Origin of the sequence: Streptomyces sp. SID5469, from assembly GCF_009862865.1 — a bacterium.
Classification (GTDB): domain Bacteria; phylum Actinomycetota; class Actinomycetes; order Streptomycetales; family Streptomycetaceae; genus Streptomyces; species Streptomyces avermitilis.
This window is the reverse complement of the sequence record NZ_WWIN01000001.1, coordinates 5,312,583-5,330,910: the sequence shown is the minus strand read 5'-3', so window position 1 is coordinate 5,330,910 and position 18,328 is coordinate 5,312,583. Positions and strand designations below refer to the sequence as shown.

Annotated in this window: 17 protein-coding genes and 1 tRNA gene; 12 read left to right on the top strand and 6 right to left on the bottom strand. The window is 69.8% G+C overall.

What is annotated here, in order from left to right; genetic code table 11:
• The 5 genes from paaB to GTY58_RS22775 all read left to right on the top strand — a co-directional run bounded on the left by paaB (nt 1) and on the right by GTY58_RS22775 (nt 3,940).
• Nucleotides 1–288, top strand: coding sequence for a 1,2-phenylacetyl-CoA epoxidase subunit PaaB (gene paaB / locus GTY58_RS22795; protein WP_010985778.1), 288 nt, complete (start codon nt 1–3; stop codon nt 286–288).
• Nucleotides 285–1,004, top strand: a complete 720-nt coding sequence (gene paaC, locus GTY58_RS22790) for a 1,2-phenylacetyl-CoA epoxidase subunit PaaC (protein ID WP_010985777.1) — start codon at nt 285–287, stop codon at nt 1,002–1,004. The genes paaB and paaC overlap by 4 nt, the downstream gene beginning before the upstream one ends.
• Complete coding sequence (gene paaD, locus GTY58_RS22785; RefSeq protein WP_037647747.1) at nt 998–1,561, top strand: 1,2-phenylacetyl-CoA epoxidase subunit PaaD; 564 nt, start codon at nt 998–1,000, stop codon at nt 1,559–1,561. Before paaC ends, paaD begins: the two co-directional genes overlap by 7 nt.
• On the top strand, nt 1,561–2,625 hold the full coding sequence (locus GTY58_RS22780) for a 2Fe-2S iron-sulfur cluster-binding protein (RefSeq protein ID WP_010985775.1): 1,065 nt from the start codon (nt 1,561–1,563) through the stop codon (nt 2,623–2,625). The genes paaD and GTY58_RS22780 overlap by 1 nt, the downstream gene beginning before the upstream one ends.
• A gap of 175 nt (nt 2,626–2,800) precedes the next feature.
• A complete protein-coding gene (locus tag GTY58_RS22775; RefSeq protein WP_010985774.1) occupies nt 2,801–3,940 on the top strand; it encodes an acyl-CoA dehydrogenase family protein in 1,140 nt (379 codons plus the stop codon).
• Nucleotides 3,941–4,118: 178 nt separating this feature from the next.
• Here GTY58_RS22775 and GTY58_RS22770 read toward each other — a convergent pair whose 3' ends face one another.
• The 4 genes from GTY58_RS22770 to GTY58_RS22755 form a co-directional block, all read right to left on the bottom strand.
• Complete coding sequence (locus GTY58_RS22770; protein WP_010985773.1) at nt 4,119–4,448, bottom strand: rhodanese-like domain-containing protein; 330 nt, start codon at nt 4,446–4,448, stop codon at nt 4,119–4,121.
• 62 nt (nt 4,449–4,510) lie between these two features.
• Nucleotides 4,511–5,350 (bottom strand): hypothetical protein, encoded by an 840-nt coding sequence (locus tag GTY58_RS22765; protein WP_010985772.1) that lies wholly within the window; start codon nt 5,348–5,350, stop codon nt 4,511–4,513.
• A gap of 295 nt (nt 5,351–5,645) precedes the next feature.
• Nucleotides 5,646–7,112 (bottom strand): DUF2252 domain-containing protein, encoded by a 1,467-nt coding sequence (locus tag GTY58_RS22760; protein ID WP_010985771.1) that lies wholly within the window; start codon nt 7,110–7,112, stop codon nt 5,646–5,648.
• Nucleotides 7,113–7,393: 281 nt separating this feature from the next.
• Complete coding sequence (locus GTY58_RS22755; RefSeq protein WP_037647743.1) at nt 7,394–7,777, bottom strand: helix-turn-helix domain-containing protein; 384 nt, start codon at nt 7,775–7,777, stop codon at nt 7,394–7,396.
• 159 nt (nt 7,778–7,936) lie between these two features.
• Between GTY58_RS22755 and GTY58_RS22750 the strand changes: the two genes are divergently transcribed.
• Nucleotides 7,937–8,590: an NAD(P)H-dependent oxidoreductase gene (locus GTY58_RS22750; protein ID WP_010985769.1), complete on the top strand. Its 654-nt coding sequence runs from the start codon at nt 7,937–7,939 to the stop codon at nt 8,588–8,590.
• 131 nt (nt 8,591–8,721) lie between these two features.
• On the opposite strand, the gene GTY58_RS22745 is transcribed toward GTY58_RS22750, so the two are convergent.
• Nucleotides 8,722–8,805: transfer RNA gene (locus tag GTY58_RS22745), tRNA-Leu, on the bottom strand.
• Between the two features lie 520 nt (nt 8,806–9,325).
• Here GTY58_RS22745 and GTY58_RS22740 point away from each other — a divergent pair.
• The 6 genes from GTY58_RS22740 to pknB all read left to right on the top strand — a co-directional run bounded on the left by GTY58_RS22740 (nt 9,326) and on the right by pknB (nt 17,516).
• The gene (locus GTY58_RS22740; protein ID WP_010985768.1) at nt 9,326–10,183 is read left to right on the top strand and encodes a DUF3662 and FHA domain-containing protein; all 858 of its coding nucleotides are present in this window, start codon (nt 9,326–9,328) and stop codon (nt 10,181–10,183) included.
• Between the two features lie 10 nt (nt 10,184–10,193).
• Complete coding sequence (locus GTY58_RS22735) at nt 10,194–10,721, top strand: FHA domain-containing protein (protein ID WP_010985767.1); 528 nt, start codon at nt 10,194–10,196, stop codon at nt 10,719–10,721.
• Between the two features lie 90 nt (nt 10,722–10,811).
• The gene (locus GTY58_RS22730) at nt 10,812–12,386 is read left to right on the top strand and encodes a Stp1/IreP family PP2C-type Ser/Thr phosphatase (RefSeq protein ID WP_171033225.1); all 1,575 of its coding nucleotides are present in this window, start codon (nt 10,812–10,814) and stop codon (nt 12,384–12,386) included.
• Between the two features lie 26 nt (nt 12,387–12,412).
• Nucleotides 12,413–13,861, top strand: coding sequence for an FtsW/RodA/SpoVE family cell cycle protein (locus GTY58_RS22725; protein WP_010985765.1), 1,449 nt, complete (start codon nt 12,413–12,415; stop codon nt 13,859–13,861).
• Nucleotides 13,858–15,342 (top strand): penicillin-binding protein 2, encoded by a 1,485-nt coding sequence (locus GTY58_RS22720; RefSeq protein ID WP_010985764.1) that lies wholly within the window; start codon nt 13,858–13,860, stop codon nt 15,340–15,342. Before GTY58_RS22725 ends, GTY58_RS22720 begins: the two co-directional genes overlap by 4 nt.
• A 170-nt stretch (nt 15,343–15,512) precedes the next feature.
• A complete protein-coding gene (pknB, locus tag GTY58_RS22715; RefSeq protein ID WP_010985763.1) occupies nt 15,513–17,516 on the top strand; it encodes a Stk1 family PASTA domain-containing Ser/Thr kinase in 2,004 nt (667 codons plus the stop codon).
• Between the two features lie 62 nt (nt 17,517–17,578).
• On the opposite strand, the gene GTY58_RS22710 is transcribed toward pknB, so the two are convergent.
• Complete coding sequence (locus GTY58_RS22710) at nt 17,579–18,319, bottom strand: class E sortase (RefSeq protein WP_010985762.1); 741 nt, start codon at nt 18,317–18,319, stop codon at nt 17,579–17,581.
• Between the last annotated feature and the right edge of the window lie 9 nt (nt 18,320–18,328).

Here is an 18,328-nt window from a genome sequence, read left to right as displayed (position 1 = left end):
ATGACGACCAACGAATGGCCCCTGTGGGAGGTCTTCGTGCGCTCGCGCCGGGGCCTGTCACACACCCACGCCGGCAGCCTGCACGCACCGGACGCCGAGCTGGCCCTGCGCAACGCGCGCGATCTGTACACCCGGCGCGGCGAGGGCGTGTCGATCTGGGTTGTGCCGTCCACCGCGGTCACCGCGTCCTCGCCGGACGAGAAGGACCCGTTCTTCGAGCCCTCCGCGGACAAGCCGTACCGGCACCCGACGTTCTACGAGATCCCGGAAGGGGTGAAGCACCTGTGACCGTCACCGTGCACACCGCGGCCGCCCTGGCCCTCGGCGACGACGCCCTGGTGCTCTCCCACCGACTGGGGGAGTGGGCGGGGCACGCACCCGTGCTCGAAGAGGAGGTCGCCCTCGCCAACATCGCGCTGGACCTGCTGGGCCAGGCCCGCGTGCTGCTGTCGATGGCCGGCGACGAGGACGAGCTGGCCTACCTCCGTGAGGAGCGCGCCTTCCGCAACCTCCAGCTGGTGGAGCAGCCGAACGGCGACTTCGCGCACACGATCGCCCGCCAGCTGTACTTCTCCACGTACCAGCGGCTGCTGTACGGACAACTGGCGGCCGGAAGCGGCGAGTTCGCCGGTCTCGCGGCCAAGGCGGTCAAGGAGGTCGCCTACCACCAGGACCACGCCGAGCAGTGGACGCTGCGGCTCGGCGACGGCACCGAGGTCAGTCATGAGCGGATGCGGCAGGCGTGCGGGGCGCTGTGGCGGTTCACGGGTGAGATGCTCCAGCCCGTCGAGGGGGTGGACGTCGACTGGGACGGGATGAAGTCCGCCTGGCTGGAGTCCGTCGGCGACGTGCTGCGCCGCGCCACCCTGGAGCTCCCCGAGGGGCCGCAGTACGGGGCGTGGACGGCGGGCGCGGGACGCCAAGGACTGCACACCGAACCCTTCGGGCGGATGCTCGCCGAGATGCAGCATCTGCACCGCAGCCACCCGGGGGCGTCATGGTGACGGACACCGCCCTCGAACAGGAACTGCGCAGGCTCGCGGGGTCCGTGCCCGACCCCGAGCTGCCCGTGATCACCCTGGAGGAGCTGGGCGTACTGCGGGCGGTCCACGTACGCGGCACGGACTCGGTCGAGGTCGAGCTGACCCCGACGTACACCGGCTGCCCGGCCATAGAGGCGATGTCCACGGACATCGAGCGCGTGCTGCGCGAGCACGGCATGCGGAAGGTGTCCGTGCACACGGTGCTCAGCCCGGCCTGGTCGACGGACGACATCTCCGCCGAAGGCCGTCGCAAGCTGCGGGAGTTCGGGATAGCGCCGCCGCGCGTACGGCAGGCGTCCGGGCCGAAGGAGCCGGTGGCGGTGGAGCTGGGCCCGACGCGTACGTCCCGTCCGGTCGCCGGCCCCCCCGAGCTCGCGCCGGTGCCCGACCCCGTGTGCTGCCCGCACTGCGGATCGGCCGACACCGAGCTGCTCAGCCGCTTCTCGTCCACCGCGTGCAAGGCGCTGCGCCGCTGTCTGGCCTGCCGCGAACCGTTCGACCACTTCAAGGAGTTGTGATGGCCCGCTTCCACCCGCTCCCGGTGGCCGCGGTCGACCGGCTCACCGACGACTCCGTGGCCCTGACCTTCGCCGTGCCGCCGGCGCTGCGCGAGGAATACCGGCACGCGGCCGGCCAGCACCTGGCGCTGCGCCGCACGGCCGATGGCACGGAGATACGGCGCACCTACTCGATCTGCTCCCCGGCACCGGCGGCCGCCGACGAGGGACCCCGGACGCTGCGGGTCGGGGTGCGCCTGGTCGAGGGCGGGTCCTTCTCGACGTACGCGCTCAAGGAGATCGCCGCGGGCGACGAGGTCGAGGTGATGACGCCGGCCGGACGCTTCACGCTGGAGCCCGCGCCCGGGCTGTACGCCGCGGTGGTGGGCGGCAGCGGGATCACACCGGTGCTGTCGATCGTGACGACACTGCTCGCCCGGGAGCCGGGCGCGCGGTTCTGTCTCATACGCAGCGACCGGACGTCCGCCTCCACGATGTTCCTCGAGGAGGTCGCCGACCTCAAGGACCGTTTCCCCGAGCGGTTCCAGCTGGTGACGGTGCTCTCCCGGGAGGAGCAGCAGGCGGGGCTGCCGTCGGGGCGGCTCGACCAGGAGCGGCTCACCGAGCTGCTTCCGGCGCTGTTGCCCGTAAACCGGGTGGCGGGATGGTTCCTGTGCGGGCCGTTCGGACTGGTGCAGGGGGCGGAGCGGGCGCTGCGCGGACTGGGTGTGGCGCGCTCCCGTGTCCACGAGGAGATATTCCACGTGGACGGCGGGGCGGCGACGGTGCCCGCGGGGCCGGCCCCCACGCACAGCACGGTGACCGCGCGGCTCGACGGACGAGGCGGGACGTGGCCCGTCCAGGACGGCGAGTCGCTCCTGGAGGCGGTGCTGCGCAACCGGCCGGACGCGCCCTACGCCTGCAAGGGCGGAGTGTGCGGGACCTGCCGGGCCTTCCTGGTCTCGGGCGAGATCCGGATGGACCGCAACTTCGCGCTGGAGCCGGAGGAGACGGAGGCGGGGTACGTACTGGCCTGCCAGTCGCATCCGGCCACGGAGAAGGTGGAGTTGGACTTCGACCGGTGAGGTCCGCTCGGTGCCTCCCTGCCGTTCCCTTCTTGTAGAACCTGTTCTATCTTGACGCTCCGTCAGATCAGGTCGTCCGATCGGGCCTGCGGCCTGGTCGCCGGCCCGATGGACCGGTGGACCGGTGACCAGTGACGGCGACCAGTGACCGGTGGGCGTGGAGAGGGGCGGGACCGTGGACTTCACCTTCAGCGAGGAGCAGCAGGCGGCGGTCGAGGCGGCGAAGGCCGTGTTCGCCGGGGTCGCGCCGGACGGAGTGCCGAGTCCGTCACTGACCGCGGGCTCCGTCGCCGACGACTTCGACCGGGCGCTGTGGGCGCGGCTGGCAGACGCGGATCTGCTGAGCCTGCCGCTCGACGCGGAGTACGGCGGCGTCGGCCTCGACGCCATTGCCCTCTGCCTCGTGCTGCGGGAGTCGGCGAAGGTGCTGGCCCGGGTTCCGTTGTTGGAGAGCACCGCTGCGGCGATGGCCGTACAGAGCTACGGGAGCCCGGAGTTGAAGGGGCAGCTGCTGGCGCAGGCGGGCCGGGGAGAGCTGGTGCTGACGGTCGCCGCGAACGGCCGCACCGGGCACGACCCGGCCGAACTCGCCGTGACCGCACGGCAGGACGGTGCCGCGTCGTGGGTCCTGGACGGGGTACAGACCGCGGTGCCCTGGGCGCACAACGCCGACTTCGTCGTCGTACCGGCGCACACCCACGACACGGGCCGTGCCGTACTCGCGCTCGTACCCCGCGTGCACGAGGGGGTCGTCCTGGCCGAGCAGATCTCCACCACCGGGGAGCGGCTGGGTGAGCTGCGGCTGGAGTCGGTAAGGGTCTCCGAGCGGTACGTTCTCGGCGCCGACGGGGCGTGGGAGTGGTTGCGCGAGCTGCTCGCCACCGGCACATGTGCGCTGGCGCTCGGGCTCGGGGAGGGGGTGCTCGGGATGACCAGCGCGTATACGAGCAAGCGGGAGCAGTTCGGGTTCCCGGTCGCCACGTTCCAGGCCGTCGCCGTGCAGGCCGCCGACCGGTACATCGACCTGCGCGCGATGGAGGCCACACTGTGGCAGGCGGCATGGCGGATCAGCACGGGAGCCGGGGGTGCGCTGCCGGCGGCCGGGGATGTGGCCGTGGCCAAGATCTGGGCGTCGGAAGGGGTACGGCGGGTCGTACAGACCGCGCAGCATCTGCACGGGGGCTTCGGCGCCGACACGGACTATCCGCTGCACCGGTATCACGCCTGGGCCAAACATCTCGAACTGTCGCTCGGCCCTGCGCCCGCGCACGAGGAGGCGCTCGGTGATCTGCTGGCGGCGCATCCACTGGGGTGAGGGCCGGGAGCCGGGGCGGAAGCCTGGGTGAGGTCTGGCGCACGACGGACGCACGGCGAGGCAGGACAGAAGGGCACGGCATGGACGCGCGCGAGCAGCTCGGACTTGGGAAACTCCGCGCTGCCCGGCTCCCCGGCTCGGGCCTCGGCTCAAGACCCGGCTCGGGCCTCGGCTCCGGCTAGAGCACGAAGCCCGGCTGTCCCTTGTCGTCCACGACCGGGCGGCCCGCTGCTGCCCAGACCTGCATGCCGCCGTCGACGTTCACCGCGTCGATGCCCTGCTGGGCCAGGTACATCGTGACCTGGGCCGAACGTCCGCCGGAGCGGCAGATCACGTGGACCCGGCCGTCCTGCGGCGCGGCCTCGGTCAGCTCGCCGTAGCGCGCCACGAAATCGCTGATGGGGATGTGCAGCGCCCCCTCGGCATGACCGGCCTCCCACTCGTCGTCCTCCCGGACGTCCAGCAGAAAGTCTCCGTCCGCGAGGTCCGCGACCCCGACCGTGGGCACAGCAGCTCCGAAACTCATACCCCGACGCTACCTGACGGCGGCACCTGGACGGCCCGAGCCCGTCAGCCCTCCTCCAGCTCAGCCAGCTCCGCCAGCTCGGTCTCCCGTGCGGCGACCTGTGCCAGGAGCTGCTCGGCGATTTCCTCGAGGAGGCGGTCGGGGTCGTCAGGGGCGATCTTGAGCATCGCGCCGATCGCGCTCTCCTCGAGCTCCCGGGCGACGAAGGTGAGCATTTCCTTGCGCTGGGCGAGCCATTCGAGGCGGGCGTAGAGCTCCTCGCTGCGACTCGGCTTCCACTCCGCGGGGACGGGGCCCGCGGCCCACTCGTCGGACAGTTCACGCAGCAGTGCCTCGTCGCCCCGGCCGTACGCGGCGTTGACCCGGGAGATGAACTCGTCGCGCCGCTCGCGCTCGGCGTCGTCCTGTGCGAGGTCGGGGTGGGCCTTGCGGACGAGTTCGCGGTAGAGCTTGCGGGCCTCCTCGCTGGGGCGGACGCGCTGCGGCGGCCGTACGGGCTGCTCGGTGAGCATCGCCGCCGCCTCGGGGAACAGCCCGTCGGAGTCCATCCAGCCGTGGAACAGCTCCTCGACGCCCGGCATCGGCATCACCCGGGCACGGGCCTCGTCGGCCTTGCGTATGTCTTCGGGATCGCCGGTGCGGGCAGCCCGCGCCTCGGCGATCTGCGCGTCCAGTTCGTCGAGGCGCGCGTACATCGGGCCGAGCTTCTGGTGGTGCAGCCGCGAGAAGTTCTCGACCTCGACGCGGAAGGTCTCCACCGCGATCTCGAACTCGATCAGTGCCTGCTCGGCCACCCGCACGGCCCGCTCGAGCCGCTCCTCGGGCCTCGGCTCACCCTGGGCCGCCCCGCCCGGGGCACCTTCGCCCGCCCCGTCACCGGCCACGGCATCACCAGCCACGGCGTCACCGGTCACAGCATCCCCGGTCACGGCGTCACCGCCCGACGGTTCCTGCGCCTGGCCGTCCCTCTCGCCGGACCGCTCCTGCGGCTCCTCGGCGGCGGCATCGGACTCGGTCTGCTCGGCTTCGGGCGTCGTCACCCGCCCAGCCTAAGACACGACCCGCCGGACCCCGCCGAGCGCGCCCGTACGGTGCGCCTGCCGCTTCCGCCCGCACCAGCCGCGCCCGCATCTGCCATCGCCAGCACCAGCCGCACCAACATCTGCCCGCGCCTCCCCCTCAGACCCCCATCTCCGCCGCGATCCGGCCACCCCGCACGGCCTCCACCAGCTTCGCGTGGTCCTTCTCCGTGCAGTCCGCGTACGCCACGGCGAATGCCGCCATCGCCTCGTCCAGTTCCTCGTTCTTGCCGCAGTAGCCGGCGATGAGGCGGGGGTCGGCGCTGTGGGCGTGGGCGCGGGCCAGGAGGGCGCCGGTCATGCGGCCGTAGTCGTCGATCTGGTCGGCGGCGAGGGCGCCGGGGTCGACGCTCCCCTTTCGGTTGCGGAACTGCCGTACCTGGAAGTGGCGGCCGTCGACCGTCGTCCAGCCCAGCAGGATGTCGCTGACCACCTGCATGCGCTTCTGGCCGAGGACCACGCGTCGGCCCTCGTGGGCGACATCGGCCACGGCGTGGCCCGCCGTCGACAGGTGGGGGACCAGGGCGGAGGGGCGGGCCTCCTTGACCTGGAGGACGAGGGGTTCGCCGCGGTGGTCCAGCAACAGCACCACGTACGAGCGGGTCCCCACGCTGCCCGTGCCCACCACGCGGAACGCGACGTCGTGCACCGCGTAGCGCGCGAGGAGCGGCAGGCGGTCCTCCGACACCGTCGTCAGGTACTCCTCCAGCGCGGTCGCCACCGCCGCCGCCTCGGCGTCCGGAACGCGACGCAGCACCGGTGACGCGTCCACGAAGCGGCGGCCGCCGCCCTCGACCGGCTCGGTCGACTTCGCCGCGAACCGTCCGCTGGTGTTCGCCCGCGCCTTCTCCGAGACCCGCTCCAGCGTGCCGAGCAGATCGTGCGCGTCCGCGTGCGAGACGAGCTCCTCGTCCGCGATGGCGTTCCACGCCTCCAGGACCGGCAGCTTGGCGAGCAGGCGCATGGTGCGGCGGTACGCGCCCGCCGTGTCGTGCGCCGCCTTCCGGCAGCTGTCCTCGTCCGCCCCCGCCGCGCGCCCGGCGAGCACCAGCGAGGTGGCGAGGCGCTTGAGGTCCCACTCCCAGGGGCCGTGCGCCGTCTCGTCGAAATCGTTGAGATCGATGACCAGCTCGCCGCGCGCGTCCCCGTACAGACCGAAGTTCGCCGCGTGCGCGTCGCCGCAGATCTGGGCGGCGATGCCTGTCATGGGGGTGCGTGCGAGGTCGTACGCCATGAGGCCGGCCGCGCCGCGCAGGAAGGCGAAGGGCGTGGCCGCCATCCTGCCCACGCGGATCGGGGTGAGCTCGGGGAGTCTGCCGCGGTTGGACTCCTCGACCGCGGTCACCGCGTCCGGCCGGTCGACGTCCAGCGCCAGCTCGGCGTGCGCGGCGCGCGGCACCCGGCGGCGCAGCGCCTTGCCCTCTTCCTTGGGCGAGCCGCTCTGCGCGGTCCGGGACGCGAACCCCCGCACCGGGGGAATCCTGGCCGCCCGGGCCGCGACGGCCGCCGCCCCAGCCTCCGAACCGACCGTCTCCGAACCAACCGCCTCTGAACCGACCTCGGTCACTGCGACCGCCTCCCCCGCTGCACAAGCAGCCGCCCGAACGTCACGCGAACATCAACTCGTGCAGACCGTACAACCGGCCGGCGAAATCGCGTCAGACCCTGTGGACAACTCCGCGGTTGTGGAAAACCCCGTGCCGAAAGCACACCGGCCCACCGGCCCACCGATCGACGGATCCCCGACACCCGGAACGCCTCCGCCCTACGCCCAGAACGCCTACGCCTACGCCTACGCCTACGCCCGGAACACCTACGCCTACGCCTTGCGCCCGGAGGTCCGGTGCCTCACGTGCGGAACTCCTCCGGACACCGCCCGTCCTCCGCGAGATACACCCCGGCCCAGGTCCGCAGCTCCCCGAGTGAGGCTTCGAGCGCGGCGCCGGCGGTCGTCAGCCGGTAGGCCACCCGCAGCGGCGGTCCCTCGTCGACCTCGCGCACCACGAGCCCGGCCGTGGCGAGTTCCGTGAGCCGGTCCGAGAGCATGCGCTCGCTGATGCCGGGGATCGCCCGACGCAGCTCGGCGAAGTGGACGGGCCGTTCCAGCAGCACGGCCACGATCAGACCTGTCCAGCGCTTGCCGAGCAGCTGGAAGACGCGCGTGATGCCGTCATCGACACGCGCGCACGGCTGCTGGTGCGCCTGCTGCTCGTGACTCTCCTGGACCGCCATGCCCCCAGCGTACTGGCGCCCCACATAGGGATGAAAAAAAGTAAGTAGCTGTGTTATCTATAGTCCAGTACGCAGTGCTGCTGACCACACCCGGGCGGAAGCACGGACCGTGCCCTGACCACCCACCCCTTTATTTGGCAACCTTTCTGGAGCCCCCCCATGGCCACCCTTCTCCACATCGACTCGTCCGTGTTCCCGAGCGCGGCGTCCGCGTCGCGCGCCGTCGCGGAGACCTTCCGCACGGCATGGCAGGAGCAGCACCCGGACGGCACGGTGATCTACCGCGACCTCTCCGCGAACCCGGTGCCACACATCACCGCCGACGCCCACACCGCCGGTTTCGCCGACCCGGCCACCCACACCCCCGGGCAGGCCGCCGCGTTCGCCGAGCGCGAGAAGCTCATCGCGGAGCTGGAGCAGGCCGACGCGGTCCTGATCGGCGCACCGATGTACAACTACGCGATCCCGTCGACGCTCAAGGCGTGGCTGGACAACGTGATCCTCATGGGCCGCACCGCCGCGAACGAGAACTCGAAGGTGACGGGCACCCCGGTAACGGTCATCGCCAGCCGCGGCGGCTCGTACGCGCCGGGCACCCCGCGTGAGCCCTACGAGTACGTGCAGAACTACCTGAAGGCCGTCCTGAGCGACGCGCTCGGCCTCGAACTGGAGTTCATCGTTCCTGAGCTCACGATGGCGGCGCACAACCCGGCGATGTCCGAGCTGGTCCCGCTCGCCGAGGCCTCCCGCGCCAAGGCCCACGAGGACGCCGCCGCGAAGGCCAAGGAACTCGCGGACCGCTTCGCCGCCTGAGCCCGCCCGGGCCTGAGAGCTTCCTCACAACCCGCCACAACCCACCACGACCGATCAGGCCCCGCCCCGGGCCCCGGGTCCCGACAACGCGAAAGCCCCGCAGGTCTGAGACCTGCGGGGCTTTCAGCTTGTGCGCGAGGGGGGAGTTGAACCCCCACGCCCTTGCGGGCACTGGAACCTGAATCCAGCGCGTCTGCCTATTCCGCCACCCGCGCATTGGGTGTGCCTTCCGGCTCCTGCCCCTTGCGGTGCTGGCGCCTTCCGACATCGAGAAGATTAGCACGCTGGAGAGGGTGGGTTCACATCGCTTTCCCGGGGGCACGGAGAGCGAGCGGGCGCAGGTCACCGGCCCCGGCATCACACCCCTCACCACCTCGAACCCGACGCCCTCTCGCCACGTATCAGGGTGTGCTTGTTCACGTATCAACCTCGTACCGGTCCTGCCCGTCTCCCCTGGAGGCGGGCAGGGTCCACAGTCAGGTGCGGGACACTTGTCTGCGGCCGCCTCTACGATCCTTGGCATAAGGAGTTCGAAGGGCAGCTGTGCAGGGAATCCGGCAGAGGACCTCAGTGGGCTTCGACACCCGTCGACCGGGCCGACAGGGGGAACCAGCCGATTTCCCGGCGCGTGGATACGATCAGTAAGCAGTACCAGGAAGACGTCAGCAAGCGGGCGGCGGCAGAAGCGGTACAAGCAGTACACAGGACGGAAGCAGTTCTAGGAGGAGGTGCCCCATGGGAGTCCTGAAGAAGTTCGAGCAGCGCCTCGAAGGTCTGGTCAACGGCACCTTCGCCAAGGTGTTCAAGTCCGAGGTCCAGCCGGTCGAGATCGCAGGCGCACTCCAGCGGGAGTGCGACAACAACGCGACTATCTGGAACCGCGACCGGACCGTCGTACCCAATGACTTCATCGTGGAGCTGAGCACGCCCGACTTCGAGCGTCTCAGCCCCTACTCCGGCCAGCTCGGGGACGAGCTGGCCGGCATGGTGCGCGACTACGCCAAGCAGCAGCGCTACACCTTCATGGGCCCCATCAAGGTCCACCTGGAGAAGGCGGACGATCTCGACACCGGTCTGTACCGGGTGCGCAGCCGTACGCTCGCCTCCACCAGCAACCAGCAGGCCCCCGAGCGCGCCCCCGCGGGTCCGCCCGCGGGCCGCGGCGGAGCCATGGCGGGAGGCTACGGCTATCCGCCGGCCGCCCCCGCGGGCGCTCCGCCCATGCCCTCCGCCCCGCCGCCCGGCGGGCGCCCCGGCCCCGCGCCCACGGCCCACCGGCCGGGCGCACCGGCGGCCCCGCAGTCCGGCGGCCGTATCCGGCACTGGATCGAGGTCAACGGCACCCGCCATCAGATCTCCGGCCCGACGCTGGTGCTGGGCCGCAGCACCGAAGCCGACGTGCGGATCGACGACCCCGGCGTCTCGCGCCGGCACTGTGAGATCCGGACCGGAACGCCCTCGACGATCCAGGATCTCGGATCCACCAACGGCATCGTGGTGGACGGGCAGCACACCACCCGCGCTACGCTCCGCGACGGCTCGCGGATCGTCGTGGGCAGCACCACCATCATTTACCGGCAAGCCGAAGGGTGAAGCGGGGGCAATGTCAGAGCTGACCCTCACGGTCATGCGGCTGGGTTTCCTAGCCGTACTGTGGCTGTTCGTGATCGTGGCCGTGCAGGTCATCCGCAGCGACCTGTTCGGAACGCGCGTCACACAGCGCGGCTCGCGCCGGGACGCCAACAGGCAGCAGCCGGCCGCGGCCCGCCAGGCCGCGCCTCCACAGCAGCGCCAGCAGGCGGCGCCGCCGAGCGGCGGCGGCCGCCAGCGCCGTGGCGCTCCCACCAAGCTGGTCGTCTCCGAGGGCACCCTCACGGGCACGACGGTCGCGCTCCAGGGGCAGACCATCACCCTGGGCCGTGCGCACGACTCCACGATCGTGCTGGACGACGACTACGCCTCCAGCAGGCATGCCAGGATCTACCCGGACCGCGACGGCCAGTGGATCGTCGAGGACCTCGGATCCACCAACGGCACGTATCTCGACCGGACCCGGCTGACGACTCCCACACCGATTTCGCCGGGTGCGCCGATCCGCATCGGCAAGACCGTCATCGAGCTGCGGAAGTAGTACGACAATGAGCGAGCGGAGCGAGCACGCAGCGGCGGTCCACACGACGGGCCCCGGCGCGCTCCCGACCGGAGGGTGGGCACCGTGCGGATGTACCCGGAGCCGACGGGCGAGGTGCGCATGAGTCTGTCACTGCGCTTCGCCGCCGGATCGCACAAAGGCATGATCCGCGAGGGCAACGAGGACTCCGGTTACGCCGGACCGCGCCTGCTCGCGATCGCCGACGGAATGGGCGGCCAGGCCGCCGGTGAGGTCGCCAGCTCCGAGGTGATCTCGACCATCGTCGCGCTCGACGACGACGTGCCCGGTTCCGACATCCTCACCTCGCTCGGCACGGCCGTGCAGCGCGCCAACGACCAGCTGCGGATGATGGTCGAGGAGGACCCCCAGCTCGAGGGCATGGGGACCACCCTCACCGCCCTGCTGTGGACCGGGCAGCGCCTCGGCCTCGTCCATGTCGGCGACTCACGCGCGTACCTGCTGCGGGACGGCGTGCTGACGCAGATCACGCAGGACCACACCTGGGTGCAGCGCCTCGTCGACGAGGGACGCATCACCGAGGAAGAGGCCACCACCCACCCGCAGCGCTCCCTGCTGATGCGCGCGCTGGGCAGCGGCGACCACGTCGAGCCCGACCTCTCCATCCGTGAGGTCCGCGCCGGCGACCGCTACTTGATCTGCTCCGACGGCCTCTCCGGAGTCGTGTCCCATCAGACGATGGAGGACACCCTCGCCAGCTATCAGGGCCCGCAGGAGACCGTGCAGGAGCTGATCCAGCTCGCGCTGCGCGGCGGTGGCCCCGACAACATCACCGTCATCGTCGCCGACGTCCTCGACATCGATGCAGGTGACACCCTCGCCGTGCAGCTCTCCGACACCCCGGTCGTGGTGGGCGCGGTCGCCGAGAACCAGAACCAGCTGCACGACAACGGCGCCATGCAGACGCCCGCGGGCCGCGCCTCGCACCTGGGGCGCCAGCTGCCCGGGCAGGGAGGCGGTGGCGGCGAGTTCGGCCCGCCCGGCTCCGGCGACACCACCGGCTACGTCCCCGCGGGCAGCTTCGGCAGCTACTCGGACGAGGACTTCGTCAAGCCGCGCACCGGCCTCAAGTGGCTGAAGAGATCCTTCTACATCGTGCTGGCCCTCGCCGTCATCGGCGGCGGAACGTACGGTGGCTACCGCTGGACGCAGACGCAGTACTACGTCGGCGCCAGCGGCGAGCACGTCGCCCTGTACCGGGGCATCAGCCAGGACCTGGCCTGGGTCTCACTCTCGAAGGTGCAGAAGGACCACCCCGAGATCGAACTCAAGTACCTGCCGCCGTACCAGCAGAAGCAGGTCAAGGCGACCATCGCGGAGGGCGGTCTCAAGGACGCCGAGTCGAAGGTCAGCGAACTCGCCGTACAGGCGTCCGCCTGTAAGAAGGACGCCCTGCGCCGTGCTTCCGAGAGCCAGAACAACGCCAAGACCGGCGAGGGCGAGGCAGGTGGGACCACGGGAACCACAAAGACCTCTCTGACGTCCAAGGCCACGTCGTCGCCGACCCCGAACCCGTCGACGTCGGCACCGTCGTCCTCCAAGTCCAAGACCGCACCCACTCCCACACCCGGCCCCAGCCTCTCCGACGAAGAGCAGAAGCTGGTCTCGCTGTGCGGTAAGCAGTAAGAAGCCGTGAGGGGCCCTGTCACACCATGAGCAGTAGTACGAACACGCCGACGCACCACACGTCGACCATCGGCTCGATCGGCGCACCGAGCCGCCGCAACACCGAGTTGGCGCTGCTGGTGTTCGCCGTCGTCATCCCGGTCTTCGCGTACGCCAACGTCGGCCTGGCCATCGACGACAAAATGCCCGCCGGGCTGCTGAGCTACGGCCTCGGCCTCGGCCTGCTCGCAGGCGTCGGCCACCTCGGCGTACGCAAGTTCGCACCGTACGCCGACCCGCTGCTGCTGCCACTGGCGACGCTGCTCAACGGCCTCGGCCTGGTGATGATCTGGCGTCTCGACCAGTCCAAGCTGCTCCAGTCGCTGCCCAACTTCGCCCAGGCAGCGCCCCGCCAGCTGATGTACACCGCGCTGGGCATCGGTCTGTTCGTCGCCGTGCTGATCTTCCTCAAGGACCACCGCGTCCTGCAGCGCTACACCTACATCTCCATGTTCGGCGCCCTGCTCCTGCTCCTGCTGCCGCTGGTTCCGGGCCTCGGCGCCAACATCTACGGCGCCAAGATCTGGATCTCGATTCCCGGCCTGGGCACCCTCCAGCCCGGCGAGTTCGCGAAGATCATCCTCGCGGTCTTCTTCGCCGGCTACCTCATGGTCAAGCGCGACGCGCTGGCCCTCGCCAGCCGCCGCTTCATGGGCCTCTACCTGCCGCGCGGCCGCGACCTCGGCCCGATCCTGGTGGTCTGGTTCGTCTCCATCCTGATCCTGGTCTTCGAGACCGACCTCGGTACCTCGCTGCTGTTCTTCGGCATGTTCGTGATCATGCTGTACGTCGCCACGGAGCGGACCAGCTGGATCGTCTTCGGTCTGCTCATGTCGGCGGTCGGCGCCGTCGGCGTGGCGAGCTTCGAACCGCACATCCAGACGCGTGTCCAGGCCTGGCTCAACCCGTTGCACGAGTACAAGCTCAGCCAGGCCGGAACCCACGACGGCATCCTCCACTCCGAGCAGGCCATGCAGGCCCTGTGGGCCTTCGGCTCCGGCGGCACGCTCGGCACCGGATGGGGACAGGGTCACTCGGAACTCATCCGGTTCGCCGCCAACTCCGACTTCATCCTCGCCAGCTTCGGCGAGGAACTGGGCCTGGCGGGGATCATGGCGATCCTGATCATCTACGGCCTGATCGTGGAGCGCGGCATCCGAACGGCGCTCGCGGCCCGCGACCCGTTCGGCAAGCTCCTCGCCGTCGGCCTCTCCGGCGGCTTCGCGCTCCAGGTCTTCGTCGTCGCAGGCGGCGTCATGGGGTTGATCCCGCTGACCGGTATGACGATGCCGTTCGTGGCCTACGGAGGTTCCTCCGTCATCGCCAACTGGGCGCTCATGGGCATCCTGATCAGAATCAGCGACACCGCCCGCCGCCCGGCACCCACACCCGCGCCCAGCCCCGACGCCGAGATGACCCAGGTGGTCCGCCCGTGAACAAGCCCCTGCGCCGGATCGCGATCTTCTGCGGGCTCCTGGTCCTCGCCCTGCTCATCCGTGACAACTGGATCCAGTACGTCCAGGCGGACACCCTGAAGTCCGACACGAAGAACCGCCGCGTCGCCATCGAGCGATACGCCACACCGCGCGGCGACATCATCGTCGACGGCAAGTCGATCACCGGGTCCGCGAAGGGCACCGGCAGCGGCTACAACGACTTCGAATACAAGCGCACCTACAAGGACGGCGCGATGTGGGCGCCCATCACCGGGTACGCCTCCCAGGCCTTCGGCGCCACCCAGTTGGAGAGCATCGAGGACGGCATCCTCACCGGCAACGACGACCGGCTGTTCTTCCGCAACACCCTCGACATGCTGACCGGCAAGAAGAAGCAGGGCGGCAATGTCGTCACCACCCTCAACGCCGCCGCGCAGAAGGCCGCGTACCAGGGCCTGAAGGCGCGCGGCAAGGGCGCCGCCGTGGCGATCGACCCGGAGACCGGCGCGATCCTGGCGCTGGCCTCGACCCCCTCGTACGACCCCTCGACCTTCGCGGGCAACTCCACGAAGACCGACGGCGAGGCCTGGACGAAGCTCCAGAAGAAGAACAACCCCAACGAGCCGATGCTGAACCGGGCGCTGCGCGACACCTACCCGCCGGGCTCCACCTTCAAGGTGGTCACCGCGGCCGCCGCGCTCGAGAACGGGCTGTACAACGGCGCGGACCAGAAGACCGACTCGCCGCTGCCGTACACGCTGCCGAACACCCGCACCGAGCTGAAGAACGAGGGGAACATCCCCTGCAAGAACGCGACGATGCGGGTCGCCCTTCAGTACTCCTGCAACACCGTCTTCGGCAAGATCGGCGCCGACCTCGGCAAGGAGAAGATGCTCGCGCAGGCCAAGAAGTTCGGCTTCAACGAGGAGCAGTTCACGCCGGTGCGCGCCAGCGCCTCCAACTTCCCCGAGAAGATGGACAAGCCGCAGACCGCGCTCAGCTCGATCGGCCAGTTCGAGACCGCCACGACCCCGCTGCAGATGGCCATGGTCGCCTCGGCCGTCGCCAATGACGGCACGCTGATGAAGCCGTACATGGTCGACAAGCTGCAGGCGCCGAGCCTGGACGTGCTCTCGCAGACCGACCCGCAGGAGATGAGCAAGCCGCTCTCCGAGAAGAACGCGCAGATCCTGCAGTCCATGATGGAGACGGTCGTCAAGCAGGGCACGGGTACGAACGCCCAGATCTCCGGCGTCACCGTCGGCGGCAAGACGGGTACCGCCCAGCACGGTCTCAACAACAGCGAGAACCCGTACGCCTGGTTCATCTCCTACGCGAAGCTCAGCGACGGCAGCTCGCCGGTCGCCGTCGCCGTGGTCGTGGAGGACGAGAACGCCAATCGCGACGACATTTCCGGTGGCGGTCTCGCCGCGCCCATCGCCAGGAGCGTGATGAAGGCAGTCATCGACAGCAAGAAGTGAACCCCGTCACGTCCCCTTCACATCAGTGCACGTTGCGATACCGGTCCTGTATCGGGTGGCGGATGTGGCCAGGTCACACAAGGCGAGCCGGGTACGGTAAGCCCGGACAGCACACCGCCGGACCACACGAGGGTGTGGTCGGGACCGACGGAGAGGGCTGGTAGGAAGCTATGGAAGAGCCGCGTCGCCTCGGCGGCCGGTACGAGCTGGGCCATGTGCTCGGCCGTGGTGGCATGGCCGAGGTGCATCTCGCCCACGACACCCGGCTCGGCCGCACCGTGGCGGTGAAGACGCTGCGGGCGGACCTCGCACGTGACCCGTCGTTCCAGGCCCGGTTTCGCCGGGAGGCCCAGTCGGCCGCCTCGCTCAACCATCCCGCGATCGTCGCCGTGTACGACACGGGTGAGGACTACATCGAGGGCATCTCCATCCCGTACATCGTGATGGAGTACGTCGACGGGTCCACGCTGCGCGAGCTGCTGCACTCAGGGCGCAAGCTGCTGCCCGAGCGCACCCTGGAGATGACCATCGGCATCCTCCAGGCCCTCGAGTACTCCCACCGCGCAGGCATCGTCCACCGCGACATCAAGCCGGCGAACGTCATGCTGACGCGCAACGGCCAGGTCAAGGTGATGGACTTCGGTATCGCCCGCGCGATGGGCGACTCCGGCATGACGATGACGCAGACGGCCGCGGTCATCGGCACGGCCCAGTACCTCTCGCCGGAGCAGGCGAAGGGCGAGCAGGTCGACGCACGCTCCGACCTGTACTCGACCGGCTGTCTGCTCTACGAGCTGCTGACCGTACGTCCCCCGTTCGTGGGCGACTCCCCGGTCGCGGTCGCGTACCAGCACGTACGCGAGGAGCCGCAGCCTCCGAGCGTCTTCGACCCCGAGATCACGCCCGAGATGGACGCGATCGTCCTGAAGGCGCTGACCAAGGACCCGGACTACCGCTACCAGTCCGCCGACGAGATGCGCATCGACATCGAGGCGTGCCTCGACGGCCAGCCCGTCGCGGCCACGGCGGCCATGGGGTCGGTCGGCTACAACGGCTACGGCGACGACCAGGCGACGACCGCCCTGCGCGCGGACGCCGGCGCCACGACGATGCTGCCTCCGATGAATCCGGACGACGGCGGCTTCGGCTTCGACGACCGCCCGGACCGGCGCCGCCAGAGGGACCAGAAGAAGTCGAACACGTCGACGATCCTGCTGGTCGTGGCCGGTGCGCTGGTCCTGATCGGCGCGATCCTGATCGGCAAGTGGATCTTCGACGGGGACCGCGCGGCCAACGACACCGTTCCGGCCCCGAACTTCGTCGGTCTGACGCTGGCCGACGCGAAGCAACAGGCCGTCAACGGCGATGTGAAGCTGTCGATCACGAAGAAGCCGTGCGAGGACCAGGCGAAGGGCAACGTCTGCTCGCAGAGCCCGGACGCCAAGACCAAGGTCAAGAAGAACAGCCTGGTCAATCTGGTCCTGTCGACCGGGGCACCCAAGATCGCGGTTCCGGACGTCACGGGCCTCACTTTCGGCAAGGCGAAGTCCCAGCTCGAAGACAAGGGCTTCAGGGTCGAAAAGAAGACCGAGGTGTCGGACCAGACACCCGGCGTGGTCACTGCCCAGGACCCCTCGGGCGACTCTGAGCGGCAGAAGGGCACCACGATCACCCTGACCGTGGCGGCAGAAGCGCAGAAGGTCACGGTCCCCGACGTCACCGGCAAGAGCTGTGACGAGGCCAAGCAGCAGATGCAGGCCAACAACCTCACCGGCAACTGCACCGAAGTCGACACCAGCGACGCCTCGCAGGCGGGCAAGGTCATCCAGACCTCGCCCACGGCGGGCACCGAGGTGAAGAAGAACTCCGCGGTGGACATTCAGGTCGGCAAGGCCCCGCAGCAGGTCGCCGTCCCGAACCTGGGGGGCCAGTCCCTCAAGGACGCCAAGAAGGCCCTCCAGGACGCCGGTCTGAACGTCGGCAACATCACGGGCTCCCAGGACGACAACGCCATCGTCATCGCCTCGGATCCGCAGGCGGGCACCCAGGTCGCCCAGGGCACCGCGGTCAATCTGACGGCCGCGGGCGGCAACAACAACAACGGCGGGAACAACAACGGCGGCACCACGTTCTTCGGAGGAGCCACCGGAACGGCGTTCCGCACGGAGGACTGACCCGCCCCGTCCACGAGAAAGCCCCGGCCACCGCTCACGGTGGCCGGGGCTTTCTGGTGGGTTCAGCCCAGTTCCCTCGGCGGGGTCCGCTTCGCGTTCACCTTGTCCACCCGCACGAGCTTCCCCCACACGATGTACCGGTACTCCGACGTGTAGACGGGCGTGCACGTCGTGAGCGTGATGTAGCGGCCCGGCTTCGTCACGCCCGCCTGCTTGGGGAGCCCGGCCACGACCTTCACGTTGTACTTCGAGGTCTCCGGGAGGATCGCGAAGACCTTGTAGACGTACCAGTCGTCCTTCGTCTCGAAGACGACCGGATCGCCCTTCCGCACCTTGTCGATGTTGTGGAACTTCGCGCCGTGCCCGTCCCGGTGCGCGGCCAGTGTGAAGTTGCCGTTCTTGCCGGTCATCGGCAGCATCGCCTTGACGGGGTCCGTGTAGTAGCCGGCCACACCGTTGTTGAGGACCTGCGTCGACGTGCCCTTCCTGACCAGCACCTCGCCGTTGTTCATCGCGGGTACGTGCAGGAAGCCGATGCCGTCCTTGGTGTCCAGCGCCCCCGGCCCGGTGTCGGAGGTCTCCCATTCGTGGCGCACCTTGTCGGCCTGCTGGTTCGCCTTGCGGTCCGCCAGGACGTTCGTCCACCACAGCGAGTAGACGACGAACAGGCCCAGTACCAGGCCCGCCGTGATGAGGAGTTCACCGAAGACGCTGACCGCCATCGCGATCCGGCCACGCAACCGGTGTCCCGGCTCCGGCACCCCCGCCTCGGCACGCTCTTCCTGGTCGGTCGTCGCTGCCACTGTTCATCT